Raw genomic sequence first — 20,315 nt, forward strand, 5'->3', positions numbered from 1 at the left:
AGATCGCCGTGAGAGTCCCCGCGAACCTGAAAGCCGCGCAAAGAGTCGACTTCACGGATCGCGCCCCGCTCGGGCCCGGGTACGCCGTACGGTCGCTTCTACGGATGGCGACCGGACGGTGACGCGGGTCAGGCATGGGAAGAGATCCGAGGATGGTCAATGCCCGTACGTACCCGCTGTGGCGGGATCTTGCGCTGAGCGAGGACCTCCCCCAGGAAGCCCTCAAGACGATGGTTGAGGCCCTGTGCACCCCGGCGATCAGCCTTCACGGCATCGACCTTCAGGCCGACCGGTGGCGGGAGGAAACACTCAAAGCTGCCCTGCCCACGCTGCTGGCCCGGACCTCTGCCAAGCGGCTGCGGAACCGGCTCCTGGTGCAGACCGACGAGAAGATGCTGGCCGCCCTGGCGGCCGACGGCACGGTGACCACCGCCGACCTGCCCGCCGTCCTGCGCACCCGCCGCGTCTGGGCCGGACTGGTCACCGGTCTCGCACGACACCCCGACCAGGTCGAAGCGGCGATCGCTCTCCTGCCCCGCCTGCCCGGTCACGAGGTGGAGCGGGTCGTCCGGGACTGGGATCTCGACCGCTACACCCGCACGGATGGGACCGCGCCGGCCCCGCCCCTGCCGCAGGCACTGTTCGACGCCGTCCTGGAAGCCTGCCTCACTCCGCTCGCCGCGTACCTGCTCCGCCCAGAGCCCGAAGAGGGCTGGGAGGCCGTATCGGCGTTCTCGAAGGACTGGTCGCTGGAACTGGGCGACAACAGTGCCTGCGCGATGCCGGCCAGGTGTCCCGAACGGTGGGCGGAGCTCGCCGCACATCCCACCTTCGGGGCGGCCGTCCAGCACCTGCTGCTGGACCAGGCCGAGATCCGCGCTGAGCAAGACGCCCGGCTCTATGCCGCCGGCTCGTACCCGCCCGCCGAAGAACCTCCCGCCGCAGACCCGGACCCCGCCCTCAGCGAGGTCCTGCTGCGGGCCTGCCTCCCGGCCCTGTGCTTTCCCGAGCTGACCGAGCTGCCCAACCCGCAGGTGACGGCACGCAGCACCCTGCACCACATCGCCCACCGCGTCCGCAACAACCCGCGCCTGGCCGACCTCGCCACCGAGCAGCTGCACGCGGCCACCGACGCTCTCGTGACTCGCGGCCGGCTGCTCAGCGCGCCCGACAGTCAAGCCGACGACTACGGTTCTGATGGCCGCGTCCTGAGGCTCGCCGATGACCTGGCCCTCCTCAGCGCCAACCCTGACCATCTCGCAGGTGCCTGCGCTCAGCTCACTGCCCTGGATCCGCCGGCCGTCGTCTCTCCCACGCCGAGCCGGACCCTGATCCGCATCATCGACAACACCGACCCCGACCACGACCGCCCCGCCCGGCTCCTGGAACGCCACTCCGAGCACCGCCCGGTCCAAGCCCTGGCCGTCCTCGCCGCCAACCCGCACACCCCGCACGCAGCCGTCACCGAGACCCTCCACGTGCTGCACCCTGCCGAGCTGGCCTGGATCGCCGAGAACGCCGAAGGCCCCGACTGGTTCCTGAACGCGGCGGCCGCCGTCCCGGCCGCCGAGGACGAAGACGACGGTGTGCTGCGGCTACTCAGCGACGACGAACTCGACCAGCACCCCGACCCGGCGTCCGTCCTGCAGTCCTGGCTCGACTCCCCCGCCGCCGCCGATGAGTACTTCTCCCGCTCCGAGCTCTACCGGGCCGTCGTCACCTCGCGCCACCACACCCTGGAGCACCTGCTCCAGATCCCCGCCGAGGAGCTCCTCTCCCGCCACGAACCTGAGATCGCCCTGAAGATCCTTCTCGACCGCTGCGGGCACAGCACCGAGAGATGGGCGGCGCTCGCCGGCGCCATAACGTTCGCGTACGACGAAGAGAAGATCTCCTTTGGAGAGCTCCTACACTCCCTGGACCACGCACCCGAGAAAATGCAGACACCCTGATTGCTGGCCAGGTCACGCAAGGTCGAGTTGGACATCTTAGCCGGGCAGTTCGGTCCGATGATCAGGTCTGAGCAGCTTGAGCAAATCAAGCGAGATCTCGCCGACCTGGAGGCGACGCTGAACGAGGAATAGGCAAAAGCCAGTTTCCGACAGCCTCACTACGCAAGCCCGCACGAGGTGAATCGCATGGAGCAAATCAGGACGGCACTGGTATCAGGTCTCGTAGCCCTGCTCGTTGGAGGCGGAAGCGCGCTCCTGACCCTGACACAGATCCGCAGAGAACACCGAAGGTGGCTGACCGATCTCAAGGTCGCATGGTCACTCGAACTCCACAAATCGCGAATGGCGACCTACCCCGAGGCGCACAGAGCCCTCGCGCCGCTGTCGAACGCTAGCCCGGACGCGGTCACTCCCCAAGTCGCCGACGAGGTGGCCCGGCAGCTCAACGACTGGCTCTACTCTGCGGGTGGCCTCTGCGCCGACGCCACCACACGAGGTGCTCTGCTCGGCCTTCGTGAATGCTGTCGCAATTGGGCGGCGACAGGAGGACCTGAGCCCAAGGACCTCTATGCCTGGCGCAACCTCCTGGGCACCTTCCTCCGCCGCGATCTTGATGTGCTTGGGCTCGAATCCTACGACTTCGATCTTGACCCGACTCTGTTGAGTAAACTGCAAAGAGAACTCGAATCCGCACGCCGACGAAAGAACCGCACCAGTCGCAACGGAGGCTGAAGGCGCGCCGGCACTGTCACGTTGGCTGGCCGGTGGGATGATCTTCTGGTTGATCGTGCTGGAGGGGGCTGTCTGTGGGGGCAGTGTCGCTGTCGTACAAGGGGCATCGGTACCCGGTCGAGGTCATCTCCCACTGCGTGTGGCTGTACCACCGCTTCCCGCTGTCATTCCGCGAGGTCGAAGAGCTGATGCTCGAGCGCTGGATCGTCGTCTCCTACGAGACGATCCGCCGCTGGTGCGCCAAGTTCGGGCAGACCTACGCCAACGGGCGCATTACGGGCGAACCGTGGAGGTGCATCCGAGGCGGAGCAGCGCGGCCGCGAAGCAGGCCGCACTGGAGGCGCGCACCACTGCGGGCGAGGACCGAGCCTTTTCAAGCTGCTGACCGGCGATCCACGCGTCCTGGAACTCGCCGCCCGCGTCGTCGATGGCCGTCCACGGCGGATCACCGCTATTCGCTTCGGCGCCAGGGGTGGCTTGTGCCGGTGCGGGGTGTTGGGCTCGGTCGGTACTGCCGGGGAACGCTGCGGTAGTACCGGGCGATCACTGCATGGCTCAGGGTGTAGCTCTGGGAGGTGCGTTCCAGCAGACCCACTTCGGCGGCACCGGTGAGAGCGGCGGGCAGCTGCACGGGGCTGAGGTCGCGCAGGAGCGCAGGGCGCGAGATCGCGGCAGAAAGCCACTGGCCGGTCGTGGTCGTCAGGAATACGAAGCGGATCCCGATGATCACGATAGGAGGTGAAACGGCCATGGCCAACAACGCTACGGCCACCGTCAGGAAGAGCAGGAGGCCGTCTGTGAGTGCGCGGTCCGGCGTCAAGGTCTTCCAAAGGGCGAGCAGTGGGCTCATGGCCACCAGGCCGCTGAAGAGGAGAGTCAACAGATAGCCGTCGAGGACGTCGTAAGGGCCTTCGTTGATCGCGGTCAGGTTGAGGCCCAGGCAGACGATTCCGGGGATCGCTGCCAGGAAGGCTCGCACGACGAGTGTCAGTTCCCGTAGATCTGCCGGGATCACGCCCCGGATTGATTCCTTGCGCAGGTAGGCGTAGCTCAGCAGGCCCGTCAGGAGCGAGCAGGTGAATTTCGTCGTACCGCTCACTGCAGGAGTGCTCTCGTATGAGTACGTGGTGTAGTCGGGCTCTAGCGTGAGAGCTGCCAAGTACGCGTAGGCGCACAGCGCGAGGACGGCGCCTTGCACGATGGAGGACAGAATGCCGCGGGGGCGCGAGCGGTACAGGTCAGAGAGAGAGCGGACTCCTCTGCCTCTGGTGAGCTCATACATGGCGATACGTTCCAGTGCCAGGTGCAGGGCTGACACGCGGGCCCGGCGCTGCCGCTCACGCTGGGGGGAGTCCGGTGGGCTGAGCGGTTCCCGTCCCGTCGCAGCCTGCTCAACGAGGTAGCCGGCCAGCCGGTGTTCCAGGGTCTCTACGCTAACGCCGTCGGCGATCAGTTCGCGCGGGTCCGCCCGCCCGTCGGTATACAGCCTCCGGGCCGCCCCCGCGAGCAGGGGCGAGGACAGGACTCGCGTGGCTCGTGCGTCAGGTTGGGCGCGCAGTGCTGTGATCACGGCAGTCCAGTCCTGGGCCTTGGAACGGGCGCAGGACTCGGAGCGGGAGCTGCGTTGCAGCCAGCCGTCCAGGTCGTCGAGGCTCAGGGGCTGAAGCCGGATGCCGGCGCTGGCGGTGATGACCGTGTCAGTCTGCTCTACGGCGGATGTGAACTCGCTGTAGCCGCTGACCACCACGAATTGGGCAGTAACGGGGAGGTGGTTGAGGTCGTCCAGTGCATGGCCGCGCTCGATGGGGGAAAGCCGGTCGAAGTCGTCGAGGATGGGCAGGAGTTGGCGCTTGCCGAGCAGGACGTTGACGAGTTCACCGTGGAAGAGGGCCTCCTTCCGCTTTCTGCCGTGGGCTTGGTCGGCCAGGGCGTTCAGCTCGGCAGCCATCCACTGCTGCAAGCTCTGCCGCCGCTCCGGCTGCCAGGTACTGAGGGAGAACCTGACGGGCAGGGAGCCATTCGACGGGCCCTTGCTCGATGCGAGCAGCTGTTCGCCCAGATGGCGCGCCATCTGGGTCTTGCCGCTCGATGGCTCACCGAGAATGAGCAGGCGCCCTGCCGGGACCAGAGCGAAGATCTCGGCGATGTCCCTGTACTGCCCGCGGAGGTCCGAGGCTGCTTCCTCCTGGTCCATGAAGTCGGCCGGAACGGTGGCGAAGCGCACGGGGGCCGGCGCCGGATGCGCCACGAGCCCCCGTACACGTGACTGAGGGGTCAGGGACCGCCATGCGGCCTGTTCCAACGCAGCGTGCCAATCCGGTCCTGGTGACTGGTCCGAGGCCATCGAGCCCGGCAGGGTTCCGCTGCCAGGATGCGGCGGTGCCGGGACAGTGTCGGGCGGTGCCGACGACTCGAGCCCGATGCTCGGCCCTCGCGGCGGCACAAAAGCGCTTCGTTCGCTGGCCGCGGAGGGTGCGGTGGGGATCTCGTCTACCTGTCCGATGACGGACCTGTCCCCGCCGCCCCCGGCATCGTGCGCCACCTGAGTCGCGAGGGCGGCCTTGTCGTAACGGCTGCGCCACAGCGTGAGGTTGGCATCCGGTTCACATGCGAGGACCCAGGCCTGCACTAGTTCCCAGCGCGGCAGATCCCTGCCCGTGGTGGCGGTACTGAGGGAGGCGGGGCTCCAGTTGACGGTAGCGGAGAGGTCGTTGAGTGTGAGTCCGGCACGGCGGCGGAGCTCGCGCAGTTGCTGCGCGAGCTCCGCCAGGGCCGGAACGGACGTGTCGAGCTCACGCTGCGGACGTCCGCGCTGCCCTTGGGACATGCTGGGGCCCTCCTACTGGCCGTGCGCGGGCTTTGTCGGCAGGACAGTGACGCGCTGGGCCAGGTCCAATGCGGTGGTGGTCACCAGCACGATGAGGACCAGGGCGGTGTTCGGGTCGTAGCCGTTACGGGTCAGCAGAACGGTGACCACGGCCACCACGATCACCACGACGATGCGGACAGGGAACAACGAGGGCCACCAGTCGGGGCGATGGGACTCCTGCGAATGCACCATGAGTGCCTCCTGTATGCGGAGAGGGTCGACGGTCCGAACGTGCTTGCGCACGCATCTCTGCCTGCACTGCCCGCAGTTGGCGCTGCGGGATGGTTCGCCGCCATGTGCCTGGGGCGACGGGCAGGCCTTCACCTTGCCCTGTCTCCGAGCCGCCAACCAGTCCGCGAGTATGGGGGCATTGCTCCTTATGATCTGATATGCGTTTCCCGCTGAAAAAAGCCTCGGGACGTCCGTGCGGAACTGAAAAAGTCACAATGCAGACCTTCCTTGCAGGTCAGCACACACGGGTGCCCAGTCCCGCCGCCCGACGGTCAACGCGAAGAATCGCGCCCCCTGAAGAAACGAAGACAGGCGCATAATCGGGATGGGAACACAGCCGCGAACAATGCCGTGCCCCTGCGAACGGAACTCGACGGTCCGGACGCACACCACCCGGCAGGGCCGTTGGCGCGGCCCTGCCAGAGCATCAAGACGCAGCCGAGTTCCGGACCGCTACCCAGGGGCTCGCCAGTGGATCCCCCCTCCTCGGCGAGGGGCTCTGGGTGGCGGTCAGTGTCGGAGCCGGCCGGCCAGGAGCTGCGGCCGCTCGGCAGGGGAGGCCTCAAGACGCTTCACGAAGTCCTCCAGGACGGCGTCTACACCGTCAAGGAGATCCACACCCCGAAGTACGCGGCGGACTGCGCGGAGATCGGCCTGAAGTAGCGGCGGGGCGACCGCCGGGGCCGGGCGCCCGCGGCGGCTCTCGCCGGTTTGCGGGGGGGGATACGGAATGTTGACCTCCTCCGGACGACCCGGCCCGGGCCGGGGGTGCCCCTGGCCTGTATCATGATCACGACGGCGCCAGATCGACGCCGTCGTGATGTGTGCGGCGGCGCGGCTCCCCCCTCAGGTCTCGACCCGAGCCTCAACTCAAGCCCACTCACGGTTCTTTCTCCCCCCACTTCATGCTTTTCGCCAGCACTGCTGGGCGCGCCCGCACGCCCGCCGGAGACAGGAGCCGTCGTGGTACTGACGACACGGAGACCGAGAGCCGCGGCGGTGGCACTCACCGCCGCACTGACCGCGCTGACACTGGGCTCCGCCCTTCCCGCGACCGCCGCCGGATACTCCGCGTCGGCCGGTCCCTGGACCGCCGCCGCCACCCTGACCGGCGCCGAGGGCCAGCAGAGCCTGTTCGACGTCAAGGCGGCCGGGGACGGCACCGTGTTCGCCCTGTGGCTCGACAAGGCGGCCGGCGCCACCACCTGGGACGTCCAGGCGGCCGTCAAGCCGGCCGGCGGCAACACCTGGGGGGCGCCCCACACGCTGGCCACCGGCCGCGGCAAGAACGCCGAGGCCGACCTGGCCGTGACGGCCGACGGACACGCCGTGGTGACCTGGCTGGACGGCGACAGCGGCGCCCTCGCCGACCTCGCCGCGACCTGGGACCCCGCCCAGGGCAGTTGGTCCGCCCCGGCACCGCTCACGGCGTACGACGGCTCGTACCTGTCCCCGGCCCGTCTGGCCGCCGCGGCCGACGGCACCCTCACCGCGGTATGGACGCAGGGCGACGGCTCGCTCCAGTACCAGGTGATGACCGCGACCCGCGCCCCCGGCGCCCTGAGCTGGTCCGCGCCCGAGCCCCTCGGGTCCAACTCCAGCGGCTACATCTACGACCTCTCGGTGACGGTGGCTCCCGACGGTGCGGCCAGCGCGGCCTGGGACGCGTACGGCTTCTTTACCGGGGACCACGCCGTCACCACCGCCACCCGGGCCTCGGCGGGCGGCGGTTGGAGCAGCGCCGCCGTCCTGCCCGGCACCGACGACACGTCCGGCCACGTGCAGGTGACGATGGACGCCAAGGACGCCACCACCGTCCTGTGGCGCACGAACATTGACGGCAACGACGGCGGCGGCGACCTGAAGTCCGCGACCCGGACCGCCCCGTCCGGGGCCTGGGGGGCCGCGCAGACCGTGACGGCCGCGTTCGGATCCAGCGACACCAGCGAGCCCCTGGCCGCTCCCGACGGCGACGTCACCTATGTGTGGGCCGGCTGGAGCAGCACCGCTGGTGAGTACGTCGTCCGGGCCGTCACCCGGAGCGCGGGCACCGGCGCCTGGTCGGCGCCGAAGACGCTGTCCACGGGATACGTCAACGCGGAGGTGTCCGCCTCCATCGGCGCCGACGGCACCGTGCAGGCCGTGTGGCCGCAGACGCCCAGCATCGACAACGGCGACGACCACTACCTTCAGTGGGCGGTCCGGGCCGACGGCACCTGGAGGACGGCGACCGCGCTCAGCAGTGTCCCCGTCCCCGCCGTCCCCAACACGGCCGCGCTGTCCGGCGAGGTGGCCGCGGGCCCCGACGGCCGGGCCACCGTGGTGTGGCGCAAGGCGGTGTACGCCTCACCCGCCTCTTACACCTCCCAGGTGTGGACCCAGTCGCAGACCCTGCTGGCCAAGCCGCAGATCACCTCGAAGGCCACGCTGAGCGGGACCGCCCGCACCGGCTCGAAGCTCACCTGCGCCGCCGCCTGGACCGGCTACGGCAGTTCGGTCGCATGGTCCTGGCTGCGCGACGGCAAGACCGTCTCCGGCGCCACCGGCAAGACCCGCACCCTCACGTCCACGGACTACACCCACAAGGTGTCCTGCCGGGCCATTGTCACCAACCGCGCGGGAGCGGTCACCTCCACCTCCACGGCCGTCACCGTCACCGTGGGCCCCGCTCTGAAGCCCACCACGGTCCCCGTCGTGACCGGCACACCCAAGGTCGGCACCCGTCTGACGGCCGCCCACGGCACCTGGTCCCCGGCCGCCACCTCCTACACGTACGCCTGGAAGCGCGACGGCACGGCCATCACCGGCGCCACCAAGTCCACGTACGTCCCGGTGAGGGCCGACAAGGGCCACAAACTCACCGTGAAGGTCACCGCCCACCGGTACGCCTGGACCAACGGTTCCGCCACGACCGCCGCCGTCACCGTGCGCTGAGCCCCGCCGCTGGCCCCCGCGTTCCGGGACGCGGGGGAGTTTCGGTGGGCCGGAGCGAGGCCCCTTCCCGCACCGGTGCCCAGCCGCACGGTGCTCGGATCCGTCCTGGATCCGGTCCTCGCCGGGCAGCCGTGACCCCGGCCGCATCTTCTTCCAGCGGCCTTCACCACGGTCAAGGAGCCCCGGATGGCGCCCGTTCCGCACGCGGCGCCACGACCGGGCCACCAGCCTGTGGCCGTCGGCCCCCTCTCCGTCGGGGAGAGCCGGCACACCCTCCACCACGCCGACCCGGCCGGCGCCCGGCACGGTGCGGACCGCGGCCGGGTCTGCCTGTCGGCCGCCGTCATCCGCCTCCTCGAACGCCTCGGCCGGGTGCCCGACGTGCGCCGACCCACCGCGGTGCGCCGCTCCCCGCTCGCCGCCCTGGTGAAGGCCGAGCCGCGGGAGAAGGAGGCCACTCCGGCCTGAGCTCTCGCCGGTGTACCGCAGCAGCTGTGCCGCCGGGCCGTCTGCTGGCCGTGCGGGAGTACGCCAGCAGGCGGCCGGCGTCACGAAGGTGCAGGCTGACGGTGTGGAGTGGCCCGTGGACGTCGCCCTCGCGCGGCCCGTGACGCAGCTGCCGCCGAGTCCGTCGTGGGCGTACGAGATCAAGGTCTATGGTTCTCCAGACATCCGGAGATGTCTCATTCGGGCGGACCACTTCAGTGACGGCGAACGAGAGAAGAGATCCTCCAATGGACTCCCGCATAGCACGCATACGCTCCAAGCTGGCAAAGGTCTCGTACCAGGTGCAGCGCAGCCACTCGGGGGGCGCAGAGCGTCACGCGTTTCGCGTTGGGCCGCGCATCAGTTCTGCGCAGGCGGACGCCTTCGAGGGCGAACACCACATCGAATTGCCGTCGGCCTACCGAAAGTTCCTTGTCGAGCTTGGCGGCAGCGGTGCCGGCCCCTTCCACGGTCTGCTTCCGCTGGAGGAGTGCAGGCTGTACACCATGGACCGGCAGCCGCCGGACGGCACCCCGCGGGGATTCCATCACGTGAGCCACCCGGACGCGCTGCAAGGAGACCTGTTCCTCCACATTATCGAGATGGGCTGCACCGACCTATGCCTCATCGGTGTGACCGGCCCCCTCACCGGCCGCATGCTCACCGGGAACGCGGACGGCTTCCGGCCCCCGAACGTCTCCTCGGCCCAGGACTTCCTCTCCTGGTACGAACGCTGGCTGGATCACATGCGGGACGGCAAGGACAACGGCGCTCTGGGGCTCATCTCCCCGGCGACCGTCGCAAGCGCCCCCTGGGGCCCCCGGGCCAGGGCCCGGCACCCTCTGTGGTCGCAAGCCACAGACTGCTGAAGCGACGGGACTCGGAACCGAGATCCTCACAGCCCGTGTCTCATGAGACACGGCGAAGTTTGGAGAACGCCAACAGGCGCGGGAAAGCTCAAGTGGGTGAACGCAAGTGAACCTCCGATGAGGCTTCGTCATACCAAGGTCGCGCAATGGCATTTGTTCGGCGGCTGAAGGGCCTGGCGTTGGAAAGCGCAAGGTGGCCACCTGCCCCTTCTTGCAGGCGGCTCGATTACCACTGGCCCCGGAGTATAGGAGGCACCCTCCTTGAGCGCATCTGAGTGGAGTGGAACATGGAAATCCCGTACAGGTCCGGTCTTGCAGCCGGTAGGCCGAAGGCAACGACGGTGAACTCCTGTGCGGGGAAGGATGACCCAAGAAGCGAACGCTGCCAGGACGAAAGTTCACGGGAAAGCGCAGGCCGCGGAGCCTCATCCGCTGCGCATAACCGGGCAGATACCGACCTCGATGGCCGGGCCCGAAAGGGAACCCACGTGGGTCAGGTGGATCTTTGAAGAGGCGAAGCGAGATGTCAGCACCGGGGTGCAAATTGGACGCGGCAAGCGCGAGGGATGCGGCAATCGCCTCCCTCGATCGTGAGCCAGCGAATGGAGCTCTGGACGTCTCCGATGCGCAGTACTGGCACAGCGTCAACTGGCCAGAAGCAGAGGGGCACGTACGGCGTCTTCGGAAGAGAATCTTCAAGGCTACGCAGGATGGCGACCTCAAGAGAGTTCGCAATCTTCAGCGACTGATGCTCAAATCTCACTCGAACACGCTCGTCAGCGTGAAAAGGGTGACGATGCAGAGTGTCGGACGACGAACAGCGGGAATTGATGGCGAGAAGGCTCTCAATCCGTCTGCGCCGAGGGCGGATGGTGAGGGAGTTAGGTTCTGTCTCGGCCTCTAAATCCAAGCCTGTTCGCCGGGTATACATCCCTAAAGCGAATGGTGCGATGAGGCCGCTCGGTATTCCTGTTCTGAGGGACCGAGCCCAGCAGGCGAGGGTGAAGAATGCTCTTGAGCCTGAATGGGAAGCGAACTTCGAAGGGGCCAGCTACGGCTTTCGGCCTGAGCGTGGATGCCACGATGCGATCGAGAAGATCTTCCGGACCGTCTCGACCCGCAAGTCGCGGAAACCCTGGGTGCTGGACGCTGACCTCGCGAGCGCGTTCGACCGAATCGACCATGAGCATCTGCTAGGGACGATGGGTTGCTTCCCCGCCAGGGACGCAATCCAGCGATGGTTGAAGGCCGGCGTGATGGACAGGGGACGGTTTGCGCCCACCGAGGAGGGAACTCCTCAGGGCGGTGTGATCAGTCCGCTGCTACTGAACGTCGCGCTGCACGGCATGGAGGAGGCTTTGGGGCGCCGAACAGGAATGCATCATGTGACGCTCCAGAAGTTCCCTCGCCCGGTGCGGTACGCGGACGACTTCGTAGTGTTTTGCCACTCGGAAGAGGAAGCGAAGAATGTGAAGCTCGTGCTCTCTGGATGGCTGTCGCCGAGAGGGCTTACCTTCAACGAGCAGAAGACCCGAGTGGTCAAGCTCGAAGACGGTTTCGATTTCTTAGGGTTCAACGTTCGGAAGTACGACGGCAAGCTGATCATCAAACCGAGCCGGGACTCCATCCGTAGGATCAAGCGGGAGATGAACGCAAGGGTCAAGGCCCTTCGGGGGGCTCCTGTCGAACAGGCCGTCAGAAGCCTGAACCCCCTGATCAAGGGATGGGCCACCTACTACAGAGGAGTTGTCTCCACGGAGACCTTCGCCTCACTCGACCATCATGTATGGCGGTTGACGTGGAAGTGGGCCCGATGGCGCCACCCCAAGAAGTCCAAGGCATGGATCGTGGACCGCTATTGGGGGAAGTTCCATCCTCAGCGGAACGACCGCTGGGTATTCGGCGACAAGGACACGAGTAGGTACCTGTACAAGTTCGCGTGGACCAGGATTGTGAGGCACATTCCTGTGAAGGGGACAGCATCGAAGGATGATGCCAGCCTCTCGGAGTACTGGGCCAACCGCACGCGGAAGCGCAAGCATCCACAGGCAGACGGTCCCAATGTCTACCTGGCTGCGCGACAGAAAGGGCTATGCCCTCTGTGCGGTTTGGACTTGATCGCGGGCGCGGGCTACGAGCCGGATGACGTGCGCGAATGGGCACGCTGGTTCGACGCGAAAGCCCGAACCCTCAACAGGCATCACGTCGTGTACCGAAGCCGAGGTGGATCGGATGACCGCTCGAACTTGGTCCTCATCCACACAGAATGCCACCGCCAGCTCCATGCTCGCGATGGTGGTCCGAACCCGGAGAGGAATACCTGCATGTAAGCCCTGGGGATCTGCTTGAGCCGTGTGCGTCGACGAGGCGCACGCACGGTTCTGAGGGGGGCCTCGTCCTGAGAGGGGCGGGGCCTACCCGACAGGTCCGCGGCCTGTTTCAGGACGATCCGGAGCATCCCGCGGCGCCGCTGTTTCCCTCCGAGCGGCTGCCGAAGCCGGTGGCGGCGCTGAACCTTCCGATCGCTCCGGCGATCGTCCCGGCGACGTTCCGGCGGGCGCTGCAGTCGGCATCGCGGCTGTATCTGCCCGGGCCGGTACCGGAGTTGTTCCCGCATCTGCTGAGGCATGCGTGCGCCATCCACAACTACGAGCGCGGCATGACGTTGTGGGAGGTACAGCGGATGCTCGGACATATCTGGACGACTACGACGGTCAATTACCTGGCAACGGCCCAGGCCGATCCCGAACAGGGGGACCGCTGGCTGCAGTCGGCAGCGCGGGCCGGACAGCGGCTGGTCGCGGATAAGGGGAGTTTGCGGTGAAGTGGAATCTGCGCTGGGCAGCCGCCAAGAGCGACATCTGGCGGCCGGTCCACCTGTAGGCGGCGTTCGTGAAGGTGGGCTTCACGCCGTCGCTGAGCAAGGTCGCCGCCCTGTGGGGCGGCACTCCGGTGACGGTGCGGCTGGAGGACCTGGACAAGATCTGCGCGGCGCTGGGATGCACGGTGGCCGACCTGATGGAGGCCGAGCCGGTGGCTGCCGTCGGGGGCCAGGAGGGGCAACAGCGGGCGGTCGGCAGCGAGGCGGGACCGGTGCGGCCGGTGCCGCGCAGAGACGGCCCGCGCCGGCTGCGGCCGCCGAACTGACGGTGGGGGCCGCAGTGAGGGTGCGGCAGTGTGGGCTCTGCCTGGACTGGGGCGTGTCGCGTCTGTGGACGGGCTGTGCTGGAGCTGTCGTGGCTGGCTGGAGAACCGGGAGACGGGGCGGTGTCTGCGGTGCTGCCGGGTCGGGGCTGTGGACGGTGACGGACTGTGCCGTCCGTGCGTGATCGCGGTGCGGGAGGAGATCCGGGCCGGCATCGAGGCAGTCTTCCCGGGGCCGACTCAGCTGCACATCTACGTGCTGGGTCTGGGGCAGCAGGGTGCGCGGAACCTGCCGCATCCCCGAGGTGCGGCCACTCCTTATCTGCGGCCGCGCGAGGCGCGGCAGTTGGTCGACGACCCCAGGATCTGTCCCGCGGTGATGCGCGGCCAACTGACGTTGTTTCCGGTCCGGCGGCGCCTGGAGCGGAGCGATGCCCGGCGGATCAGCGGCCGCACGTGGCCGGAGGAGGAGGTCCTGCAGGCGCTCGCCGGGCAGCGGGCGGCGAACGCGGGGCTGAGCGGGACGTGGCCGAAGATGGTGCTGCGGCTGATCAGGTGTGCGCCGGCAATCCGGGATGCCGAGGGGGAGGAACTGATCGCGCAGGAGATGCTCGATCAGGTGCAGTTGCCGTTGAAAGCTGCCGCCGCTGAACTGCTCGCGCGGGCAGGGATGTTGAGGCCGCGCACGGCCCCGCCCCCGGCGGCCTGTCCGGTGCGTTCCTGCGCGGACTGTGCGTGCTGGGGCGTTACGGCGACCCGGTGCCGTGGCTGTCGCGAATGGCGGAACAATCGTGAGCGTTACCGGGCGGACCGATGTCCGAGGTACCGGCGGGACGATCTGCCGCTGCACACGGAGGAGGGCATCTGCCGCGCCTGTCTGACCTACGTGCGCGAAGTCGGCGGCGATGTCCTTCACGCAACTCGCCTTCGCCGGACCGCTCGCGCACCAGCTCAAGCGGCGGGCCGGGGAGCTGGGGTTCGTCGTGCACAACCGGTCCGGCCCAGCCTCTCGTTCACGCGCCCGGCCCGGCACGACTCCCTGCCCGGAGGGACAGACGGTGGCTATGCCGGTAGGCCCGGGGCAGCTTTGTCTGTTCTCGATGCCGCGGACCTGGCAGCGCAAGCAGCGCGCCCGCGTCCTTGCGCTGCCCCCGTTGTCCCCACTGCCGGCTCCGGCGCAGGAGCTGCTGGGCACCTTCACCGCCGCCTAACCGCGGTCCTGGCTCGCCGACAAACGCAACGTGCCGGGCGGTGCGGCCGTGGTCTTGCATACTCTGCTGGCCCGGCTGGGGCCGCACGTGCCGATCCCCGAGCGCGACGTACGTTCCCTGGCCGGGACCGTTGCGGCCGGCACCGCCGCCACGCGCCGTGTCATCTCCTTCCTCCACGCGCACGCGCTGCTGGAGGCGGACGAACTCTCCGAGAACCCGGGCAGCTGCTCACCGACGTCCAACACCAAGTACTCCCGCACATACCGGACTTGAGTCAGGAACGGCGCGACCGGTACGACGAGCAGGCCCTGCACACGCGGATCGCTCGGCTTCCCGCTCCGATGTCCGACCAGCTGAGCACCTGGGTGCGGGCGCTGCACGGTCAAGGCCGCTACCGGCACACCCCCGCCGGCTTCCGGCGCATCCGTCGCTACCTGCGCATCGCCTGGCCGACCCTGACTTTGTGGACGGCGGCCGGGCTGGACCTGCGGCAGGTCACTGCCGATCACATCACGAGCGAACTCGCCCGCCATCAGGGCAACGTGGCCCGCGGGCTGCTCAGCGTGCTGCGCAGCTTTTTCCGGGCCCTGAAGCAGGAGCGACTGATCTTCCTCAACCCCACGGCCGGGCTGCAGCTGCCCGCTGGAGTACACCTGCCGCGGCCATTGTCCAGCGATCGGCTGGCCGGGGCCCTGGACCGGCTGGATGGTCCCGCCGCGCGCCTCATCGTCGGTCTGGTCGCCATCCACGCCGTGCGTGCCGTGGAGGTCGTCCGGCTCGACCTGGCCGACCCCGACCTCGCCCGCCGGACACTGGCGGTGCGCCGGGGTGAGGGCATCCGCCTCGTCCACCTCGACGACCTGAGCATCGACCTGGCGGCCGACCGGCTGCGCGAGCGCCGCCGCCGCTGGCCCCAGGCCACGAACCCGCACCTGCTCAGCACCTCCCAGACCTACCGGCACCCGGCCTCCCCGCAGATCAGCTATTGCGCGATGCGGGCCGTGTTCGACCAGATCGGGCTGCTGCCACGGCAGGTATGGGCCGACCGCATCCTGGACGAGGCCCGGCAGACCGCCGATCCGGTCCACCTCGTCCGCCTCTTCGGCATCTACCCCAGCATCGCCGTGAAGGACGTACACGCCGCGCACCCGGACAAGGCCCTGCCAAGGATCCGTTGATCGGCGAAACGATCACCGCCTCGGCTGCCATTCGCCGAGGAGCCGGACATCTACTGGCTCTGCCCCCGTATCAGCACGGGAATCCGTCGCGGCCTGCATCACGACAGGGGGCGTTGTTCGATCCCTGCGCCACGTTCTCGGAACCGGCTACAGCACTCGTTGGCTGAAGAATCCCGCGGATCTTCCGGCCGACTTACCGGACTCCGCCGAGAAGGCGCGTGGCGTGGCGGACGGCGGCGATGGCGTCCCGGTCGTCGGTTGTGCGGGTGGCGACCGCGATCTCCACGGGCAGTCCGTCGAACGGAACGAACCGGACGTCCGGATGTGGGTAGAAGCGGCCGGCTGCCTCGGCGTGCAAGGCGATACGGCCGGTTGTCGCCACGGCTCCCGGTATGGCGGCGGGGTGACGCAGGGCGCCGCGGTGGTGGGACCCGTCGGCGGCGGGGCCGGACCACGCTTCGAGCGCGGGATGCGCGAGGGCGGTGGGCAGCCACGGGCTGTCACTGACGTCGGCCTCGGTCAGCCGGTTGGCGTCGGCGAGAGGGGAACGGGCGGGGACGACCACGACCCGGGGCATGGTCAGGGCGGGCTCGAAGACGAGCCCGTCGACGGGGCCGGCGTACTGGACGATGCCCACGTCGACGCGGTGGCTGCGGACCGCTTCGTACTGGTCGGCCAGGTCCAGTTCGGCGTAGGAGAAGGTGACGGCGGGTTCTTGGCTGTGCACGGCCTCGGTCAGGTCCGGCCAGCGTTCGGCGAGTCCGAATCCCAGGACGCCCAGCGTGAGGAGCTTTTCGTCGGCGGCGCGGTGGTGGTGGTGTTCGGTGAGGGAGTCCACGGTGTCCAGCAGGGACCGGGCCTCGGCGATCAGCCGCTCGCCCGCAGGGGTGAGGGTCACCCGGCGGCTGGTGCGTTCGAAAAGCCTGGTGCCCAGTTCCCGTTCCAGCCGCTGGATGTGGCGGCCGAAGGGCTGGGGGCTGATGTAGTGCCGCTGCGCGGCCCTGCCGAAGTGCAGTTCCTCCGACAGTGTCACCGCGTAGCGGAGCGCCCGGATGTCCATGCGTGTGCCTCCGTGCCTCCCGCTCCGTACCGCCCGCATTGCCGGTGCTTCCGTTTACGCCAGAGGAGGCCGGGCCGTCAACACCTCGGACACGGCCGGTTCACAACCATTTCGGCTGATGATCCCCGGCGTGCTCCTCTGGTGAGGTGAGTCCACGAGAGGCACTTGCCTCTGTGGCTCGGATGACGAAGGAGTCATCATGACTCGGCATCGCGTTGTGCTGCGCGGCGGCACCGTCCTCACCATGGATCCGCAACTGGGGAACCTGCCCCGCGGTGACGTGCTGATCGAGGACGGTGTGATCGCCGCGGTGGCACCGGACCTCTCCGTCGACGAGACGGAGGCGGAGACGGTGGACGTCACGGGGCACATCGTGGCGCCCGGCATGATCGACACCCACCGGCACACCTGGCAGACGCAGCTGCGCGCCCTGTGCGCCGACTGGACCCTGGCGGACTACCTGTTCGGCATCCGGCTCGGCGTCTCACCGGCCTACCTCGCCGAAGACGTCCACCTGGGCAATCACCTCGGCGCCCTGGACGCCCTGAACTCCGGCGTCACCACGATTCTGGACTTCTCGCACTGCAACAACACGCCCGAGCACGCCGATGCCGCGATCACCGGGCTGCGGGACGCGGGAATCCGCGCGGTGTTCGGCTACGGCTTCTTCGAGTCGAACCCGATCCAGCCGCCGCACTTCACCGACCACGCCTTGCGCCTGGCGGACTTCGGGCGCGTCGCCGACACCCACTTCCCGAGCCGGGACTCGCTGGTGACCCTCGGGGTGGCGCTCACCGAGTACGGCACGCTTCCGTTCGACGCCACCCGCGCCGAGATCACCGCCGCCCGCGAACGGGACGCGCTGATCGTCACGCACACCGGTTGTGTGTGGTCACTGCCGAGCGGTGTGCGCGAATTCGCCGCGGCGGGCCTGCTCGGACCGGACCAGGTCCACGTGCACTGCAACACCCTCACCGACGAGGAGTGGCGCCTGCTGGCCGACCACGGCGCCAAGCTGTCGATCTCGGTCGAGACCGAACTCAACATGGGCATGGGCCGCCCCGCCTTTGCCGCCGCCCGCCGGCACGGCATCAAACCGACCCTGTCCTGCGACGTCGTCTCCCTCAACACCGGTGACCTGTTCACCCAGACCCGCATGGGCCTGTCCTTCCAACGCTGGGCCGACACCGAGGCGCTCAACCTCGCCGGCGGAGACCCCACGAGCGTGACCGTCACCGCGCAGGAGGCGCTGGCCTGGACCACGGTCAACGCGGCCGAGGCGATCGGACTCGATCACCGCATCGGCAGCCTCACCCCCGGCAAGCAGGCCGACATCATCGTGACCGGCGGGGCCGGCATGTCCCAGCACCCGCACCTCGACCCGGCCGGCACCCTCGTCTTCCAGACCACCCCCGCCGACGTCCGCCACGTCCTGGTCGCCGGCCGCTTCGCCAAGCGCGACGGCCGACTCACCGGCACCGACCTTCCGGCCCTGACGGCACGGGCCGACGCCTCGGCCGAAACGGTCCTCGGCCGGCTCGCCGCCGCCGGGCGCCCCCTGCCCGGCACCCCTCCGGAGGGGTGGGGCCTCATCGCCCGTATGTCGTCGGAGCTCCAGGCGACTCCGGAACACCAGCAGCCTGGAAAGTAGTTATGCGCTTCGTCACCTACACCGAAAACGACGGCAACGGCGATGGCAACGGCGTCGGCGTACTCGACGCCGACGACCTCGTCCACGCGCTCCCACCCGGTATCCGTCTCATCGACCTGCTCGACGACCCGCAGCGACTGCACGACGCCGCGGACAACGCGCTGCGCGATCCTCACGCCGTGCACCCCTACGCCTCGCTCAGGCTGCGCGCACCGATTCCCCAGCCGCCGACCGTCCGGGACTTCATGACCTTCGAGAGTCACATCGCGGGCGTGGCCAGACTGGGCGGACCAGAGACCGGCCCGCCCGAGCAGTGGTACGAGGCTCCGGCCTTCTACTTCACCAACCCCTACGCCATCCAGGGCCCGCAGGACGACGTACGCATCCCACCAGGCTGCGCGCGCTTCGACTTCGAACTGGAGGTCGCCGCCGTGATCGGCCGAGGCGGTCGGGACCTGAGCGTCGACGAGGCCGAGTCCCACATCGCCGGATACGTCCTCATGAACGACTGGTCCGCGCGCGACCTGCAATTCACGGAAATGCAGGTTCGCCTCGGCCCCGCCAAGGGCAAGGACAGCGCCACCACGCTCGGCCCGTTGTTCGTCACCCCCGACGAACTGGAGCCCTACCGCGCAGGCAACGCCTACGGCCTACGGATGACGGCCGCCGTCAACGGCAGAGTCGTCGGCGAGGACATGTGGAGCAACATGGCCTTCAGCTACGCCCAGATGATCGCCTACGCCTCGCGGGGCACCGAGGTCCGCACCGGCGACATCCTCGGCTCCGGGACCTGCGGCGGCGGCTGCCTGGCCGAACTGTGGGGACGCCACGGACTCGACGCCCACCCTCCCCTGGCCCCGGGAGACACCGTCACCCTGAGCGTCGAGCACCTGGGCACCCAGACCTGCCGCGTGACCGAGCGCGCCGCGCGCCCCATCGGCGATCTGCGGGCCACCTCGCACCCGCACGCCCTCGCACCCCACGGAGACCGCCGATGATCCCGGCCCATAGCCCGGCACCGGACGCGCCAGACACCGCAGGCACCGTGCACGCCGTGGCCCCCGGCGTGTACGCCTGGATACAGCACGACGGCTCCTGGTGGATCAACAACGCCGGGTTCGTCGTCACCGACGACCACACCGTCCTCATCGACACCTGCGCCACCGAGAACCGCACCCGGGACCTGCTGGGCGCCGTCGACCGGGCGACACCGGGCACACCGATCCGCTACCTGGTCAACACCCACCTGCACGGCGACCACACTCACGGCAACAGCCTGCTGCCCCGCACCACGGTGGTCATCGCGCACGAAACCACCCGCGAAGGCATCCTGACCGACACCGTCATCGACGGCTGCCCGCCGATCTGGCAGCCCGTGCCCGACTGGGGCGCGGTCACCCGGCGCGCCCCGGATCTCACCATCCGCACCACCCTCACCCTGCACAGCGACAGCCATCCGATCGAACTCCACCACCCCGGCCACCCCGCGCACACCAGCGGCGACCTGATCGCCTGGCTCCCCGAACAACGCGTGCTGTTCGCCGGAGACCTGCTCTTCCACCGCGTCACCCCGCTGGTGTTCATGGGCTCCCTGGACGGTGCCCTGCGCTCCCTGGACTGGATCGCCTCCTTCGCACCCGAGCACGTGGTGCCGGGCCACGGCCCCGTCATCGACGCACACGCCCTGTCGGCGGTGCTCGACCAGCACCGCGCGTACTACCGACTCGTACACATCACAGCCCAGGCCGGCCTGCGCGACGGCCTCACACCCCTGCAAGCGGCGCGCACCTGCCGCCTCGGCCTCTTCGCCGACCTGCCCGACGCGGAACGCATCGTCCTCAACCTGCACCGCGCCTACGCCGACACCACCGGCCAGCCCTTCGACCTGCCCCAGGCATTCGCCGACGCGATCACCTACAACTCGGGCCCTCTCCACAGCCAGGTCTGACCGGCGCCGTCCTGCCTCACGAAGCGCGCATCGCCCCACCATCACCCGTA

General features: G+C 68.7%; 19 protein-coding genes and 1 pseudogene. 17 read left to right on the top strand and 3 right to left on the bottom strand.

Annotated features, from left to right (window positions below; translation table 11 throughout):
* The first annotated feature begins 152 nt into the window (after positions 1–152).
* From ADL01_RS12115 to ADL01_RS46055, 3 genes and pseudogenes are all read left to right on the top strand, one after another.
* The gene (locus tag ADL01_RS12115) at positions 153–1,952 is read left to right on the top strand and encodes a hypothetical protein (protein WP_053741959.1); all 1,800 of its coding nucleotides are present in this window, start codon (positions 153–155) and stop codon (positions 1,950–1,952) included.
* 186 nt (positions 1,953–2,138) lie between these two features.
* The gene (locus ADL01_RS44645; RefSeq protein WP_159049510.1) at positions 2,139–2,684 is read left to right on the top strand and encodes a hypothetical protein; all 546 of its coding nucleotides are present in this window, start codon (positions 2,139–2,141) and stop codon (positions 2,682–2,684) included.
* Between the two features lie 74 nt (positions 2,685–2,758).
* A pseudogene (locus ADL01_RS46055) lies at positions 2,759–2,977 on the top strand (IS6 family transposase); the annotation flags it as partial.
* Positions 2,978–3,135: 158 nt separating this feature from the next.
* Here the strand turns inward: ADL01_RS46055 and ADL01_RS12120 are convergent.
* Both ADL01_RS12120 and ADL01_RS12125 read right to left on the bottom strand, forming a co-directional pair.
* Complete coding sequence (locus ADL01_RS12120; protein ID WP_053741960.1) at positions 3,136–5,511, bottom strand: XRE family transcriptional regulator; 2,376 nt, start codon at positions 5,509–5,511, stop codon at positions 3,136–3,138.
* A 12-nt stretch (positions 5,512–5,523) separates the two neighbouring features.
* A complete protein-coding gene (locus ADL01_RS12125; RefSeq protein WP_053741961.1) occupies positions 5,524–5,745 on the bottom strand; it encodes a hypothetical protein in 222 nt (73 codons plus the stop codon).
* A 552-nt stretch (positions 5,746–6,297) separates the two neighbouring features.
* Between ADL01_RS12125 and ADL01_RS44650 the strand changes: the two genes are divergently transcribed.
* The 11 genes from ADL01_RS44650 to ADL01_RS12170 all read left to right on the top strand — a co-directional run bounded on the left by ADL01_RS44650 (position 6,298) and on the right by ADL01_RS12170 (position 15,606).
* Positions 6,298–6,447: a hypothetical protein gene (locus ADL01_RS44650; RefSeq protein WP_159049511.1), complete on the top strand. Its 150-nt coding sequence runs from the start codon at positions 6,298–6,300 to the stop codon at positions 6,445–6,447.
* Positions 6,448–6,783: 336 nt separating this feature from the next.
* On the top strand, positions 6,784–8,718 hold the full coding sequence (locus ADL01_RS12130; protein ID WP_053741962.1) for a hypothetical protein: 1,935 nt from the start codon (positions 6,784–6,786) through the stop codon (positions 8,716–8,718).
* A 186-nt stretch (positions 8,719–8,904) separates the two neighbouring features.
* Complete coding sequence (locus ADL01_RS12135; RefSeq protein ID WP_053741963.1) at positions 8,905–9,186, top strand: hypothetical protein; 282 nt, start codon at positions 8,905–8,907, stop codon at positions 9,184–9,186.
* 266 nt (positions 9,187–9,452) lie between these two features.
* Positions 9,453–10,073: an SMI1/KNR4 family protein gene (locus ADL01_RS12140; protein WP_053741964.1), complete on the top strand. Its 621-nt coding sequence runs from the start codon at positions 9,453–9,455 to the stop codon at positions 10,071–10,073.
* A gap of 523 nt (positions 10,074–10,596) precedes the next feature.
* On the top strand, positions 10,597–10,977 hold the full coding sequence (locus ADL01_RS46060) for a reverse transcriptase N-terminal domain-containing protein (protein ID WP_234354601.1): 381 nt from the start codon (positions 10,597–10,599) through the stop codon (positions 10,975–10,977).
* Positions 10,877–12,403 carry a group II intron reverse transcriptase/maturase gene (ltrA, locus tag ADL01_RS12145; protein ID WP_234354602.1) on the top strand — a complete coding sequence of 509 codons (1,527 nt, stop codon included), beginning with the start codon at positions 10,877–10,879 and terminating at the stop codon, positions 12,401–12,403. The genes ADL01_RS46060 and ltrA overlap by 101 nt, the downstream gene beginning before the upstream one ends.
* A gap of 170 nt (positions 12,404–12,573) precedes the next feature.
* Positions 12,574–12,897, top strand: coding sequence for a tyrosine-type recombinase/integrase (locus ADL01_RS46065; protein WP_053741965.1), 324 nt, complete (start codon positions 12,574–12,576; stop codon positions 12,895–12,897).
* A 68-nt stretch (positions 12,898–12,965) separates the two neighbouring features.
* Positions 12,966–13,220 carry a helix-turn-helix domain-containing protein gene (locus ADL01_RS12155; RefSeq protein ID WP_234354603.1) on the top strand — a complete coding sequence of 85 codons (255 nt, stop codon included), beginning with the start codon at positions 12,966–12,968 and terminating at the stop codon, positions 13,218–13,220.
* Positions 13,221–14,122: 902 nt separating this feature from the next.
* Positions 14,123–14,428, top strand: coding sequence for a hypothetical protein (locus tag ADL01_RS12160; RefSeq protein WP_053741966.1), 306 nt, complete (start codon positions 14,123–14,125; stop codon positions 14,426–14,428).
* A 48-nt stretch (positions 14,429–14,476) separates the two neighbouring features.
* The gene (locus ADL01_RS12165; protein ID WP_053741967.1) at positions 14,477–14,701 is read left to right on the top strand and encodes a hypothetical protein; all 225 of its coding nucleotides are present in this window, start codon (positions 14,477–14,479) and stop codon (positions 14,699–14,701) included.
* Positions 14,698–15,606 (top strand): hypothetical protein, encoded by a 909-nt coding sequence (locus ADL01_RS12170; protein ID WP_053741968.1) that lies wholly within the window; start codon positions 14,698–14,700, stop codon positions 15,604–15,606. Before ADL01_RS12165 ends, ADL01_RS12170 begins: the two co-directional genes overlap by 4 nt.
* Before the next feature lie 193 nt (positions 15,607–15,799).
* Here ADL01_RS12170 and ADL01_RS12175 read toward each other — a convergent pair whose 3' ends face one another.
* On the bottom strand, positions 15,800–16,666 hold the full coding sequence (locus tag ADL01_RS12175) for a LysR family transcriptional regulator (protein WP_053741969.1): 867 nt from the start codon (positions 16,664–16,666) through the stop codon (positions 15,800–15,802).
* Between the two features lie 199 nt (positions 16,667–16,865).
* Between ADL01_RS12175 and ADL01_RS12180 the strand changes: the two genes are divergently transcribed.
* From ADL01_RS12180 to ADL01_RS12190, 3 genes are read left to right on the top strand one after another with little or no spacing between them, the layout of a single operon-like run.
* Positions 16,866–18,317 (top strand): amidohydrolase family protein, encoded by a 1,452-nt coding sequence (locus tag ADL01_RS12180; RefSeq protein WP_078960474.1) that lies wholly within the window; start codon positions 16,866–16,868, stop codon positions 18,315–18,317.
* 2 nt (positions 18,318–18,319) lie between these two features.
* On the top strand, positions 18,320–19,315 hold the full coding sequence (locus tag ADL01_RS12185) for a fumarylacetoacetate hydrolase family protein (protein WP_053741971.1): 996 nt from the start codon (positions 18,320–18,322) through the stop codon (positions 19,313–19,315).
* Positions 19,312–20,265, top strand: a complete 954-nt coding sequence (locus tag ADL01_RS12190) for an MBL fold metallo-hydrolase (RefSeq protein WP_078960475.1) — start codon at positions 19,312–19,314, stop codon at positions 20,263–20,265. Before ADL01_RS12185 ends, ADL01_RS12190 begins: the two co-directional genes overlap by 4 nt.
* The last annotated feature ends 50 nt before the right edge of the window (positions 20,266–20,315 follow it).

This window comes from Streptomyces sp. NRRL WC-3618 (genome assembly GCF_001280005.1).
Classification (GTDB): Bacteria; Actinomycetota; Actinomycetes; order Streptomycetales; family Streptomycetaceae; genus Streptomyces.

Excerpts from the sequence above, each read along its gene's own strand:
- ADL01_RS12115 (WP_053741959.1), top strand. The coding sequence starts at position 153 with ATGGTCAATGCCCGTACGTACCCGCTGTGGCGGGATCTTGCGCTGAGC.
- ADL01_RS44645 (WP_159049510.1), top strand. The coding sequence starts at position 2,139 with ATGGAGCAAATCAGGACGGCACTGGTATCAGGTCTCGTAGCCCTGCTC.
- ADL01_RS12120 (WP_053741960.1), bottom strand. The coding sequence starts at position 5,511 with ATGTCCCAAGGGCAGCGCGGACGTCCGCAGCGTGAGCTCGACACGTCC.
- ADL01_RS12125 (WP_053741961.1), bottom strand. The coding sequence starts at position 5,745 with ATGGTGCATTCGCAGGAGTCCCATCGCCCCGACTGGTGGCCCTCGTTG.
- ADL01_RS12135 (WP_053741963.1), top strand. The coding sequence starts at position 8,905 with ATGGCGCCCGTTCCGCACGCGGCGCCACGACCGGGCCACCAGCCTGTG.
- ADL01_RS12140 (WP_053741964.1), top strand. The coding sequence starts at position 9,453 with ATGGACTCCCGCATAGCACGCATACGCTCCAAGCTGGCAAAGGTCTCG.
- ADL01_RS46060 (WP_234354601.1), top strand. The coding sequence starts at position 10,597 with ATGTCAGCACCGGGGTGCAAATTGGACGCGGCAAGCGCGAGGGATGCG.
- ADL01_RS12160 (WP_053741966.1), top strand. The coding sequence starts at position 14,123 with ATGTCCTTCACGCAACTCGCCTTCGCCGGACCGCTCGCGCACCAGCTC.
- ADL01_RS12175 (WP_053741969.1), bottom strand. The coding sequence starts at position 16,666 with ATGGACATCCGGGCGCTCCGCTACGCGGTGACACTGTCGGAGGAACTG.
- ADL01_RS12180 (WP_078960474.1), top strand. The coding sequence starts at position 16,866 with ATGACTCGGCATCGCGTTGTGCTGCGCGGCGGCACCGTCCTCACCATG.
- ADL01_RS12185 (WP_053741971.1), top strand. The coding sequence starts at position 18,320 with ATGCGCTTCGTCACCTACACCGAAAACGACGGCAACGGCGATGGCAAC.
- ADL01_RS12190 (WP_078960475.1), top strand. The coding sequence starts at position 19,312 with ATGATCCCGGCCCATAGCCCGGCACCGGACGCGCCAGACACCGCAGGC.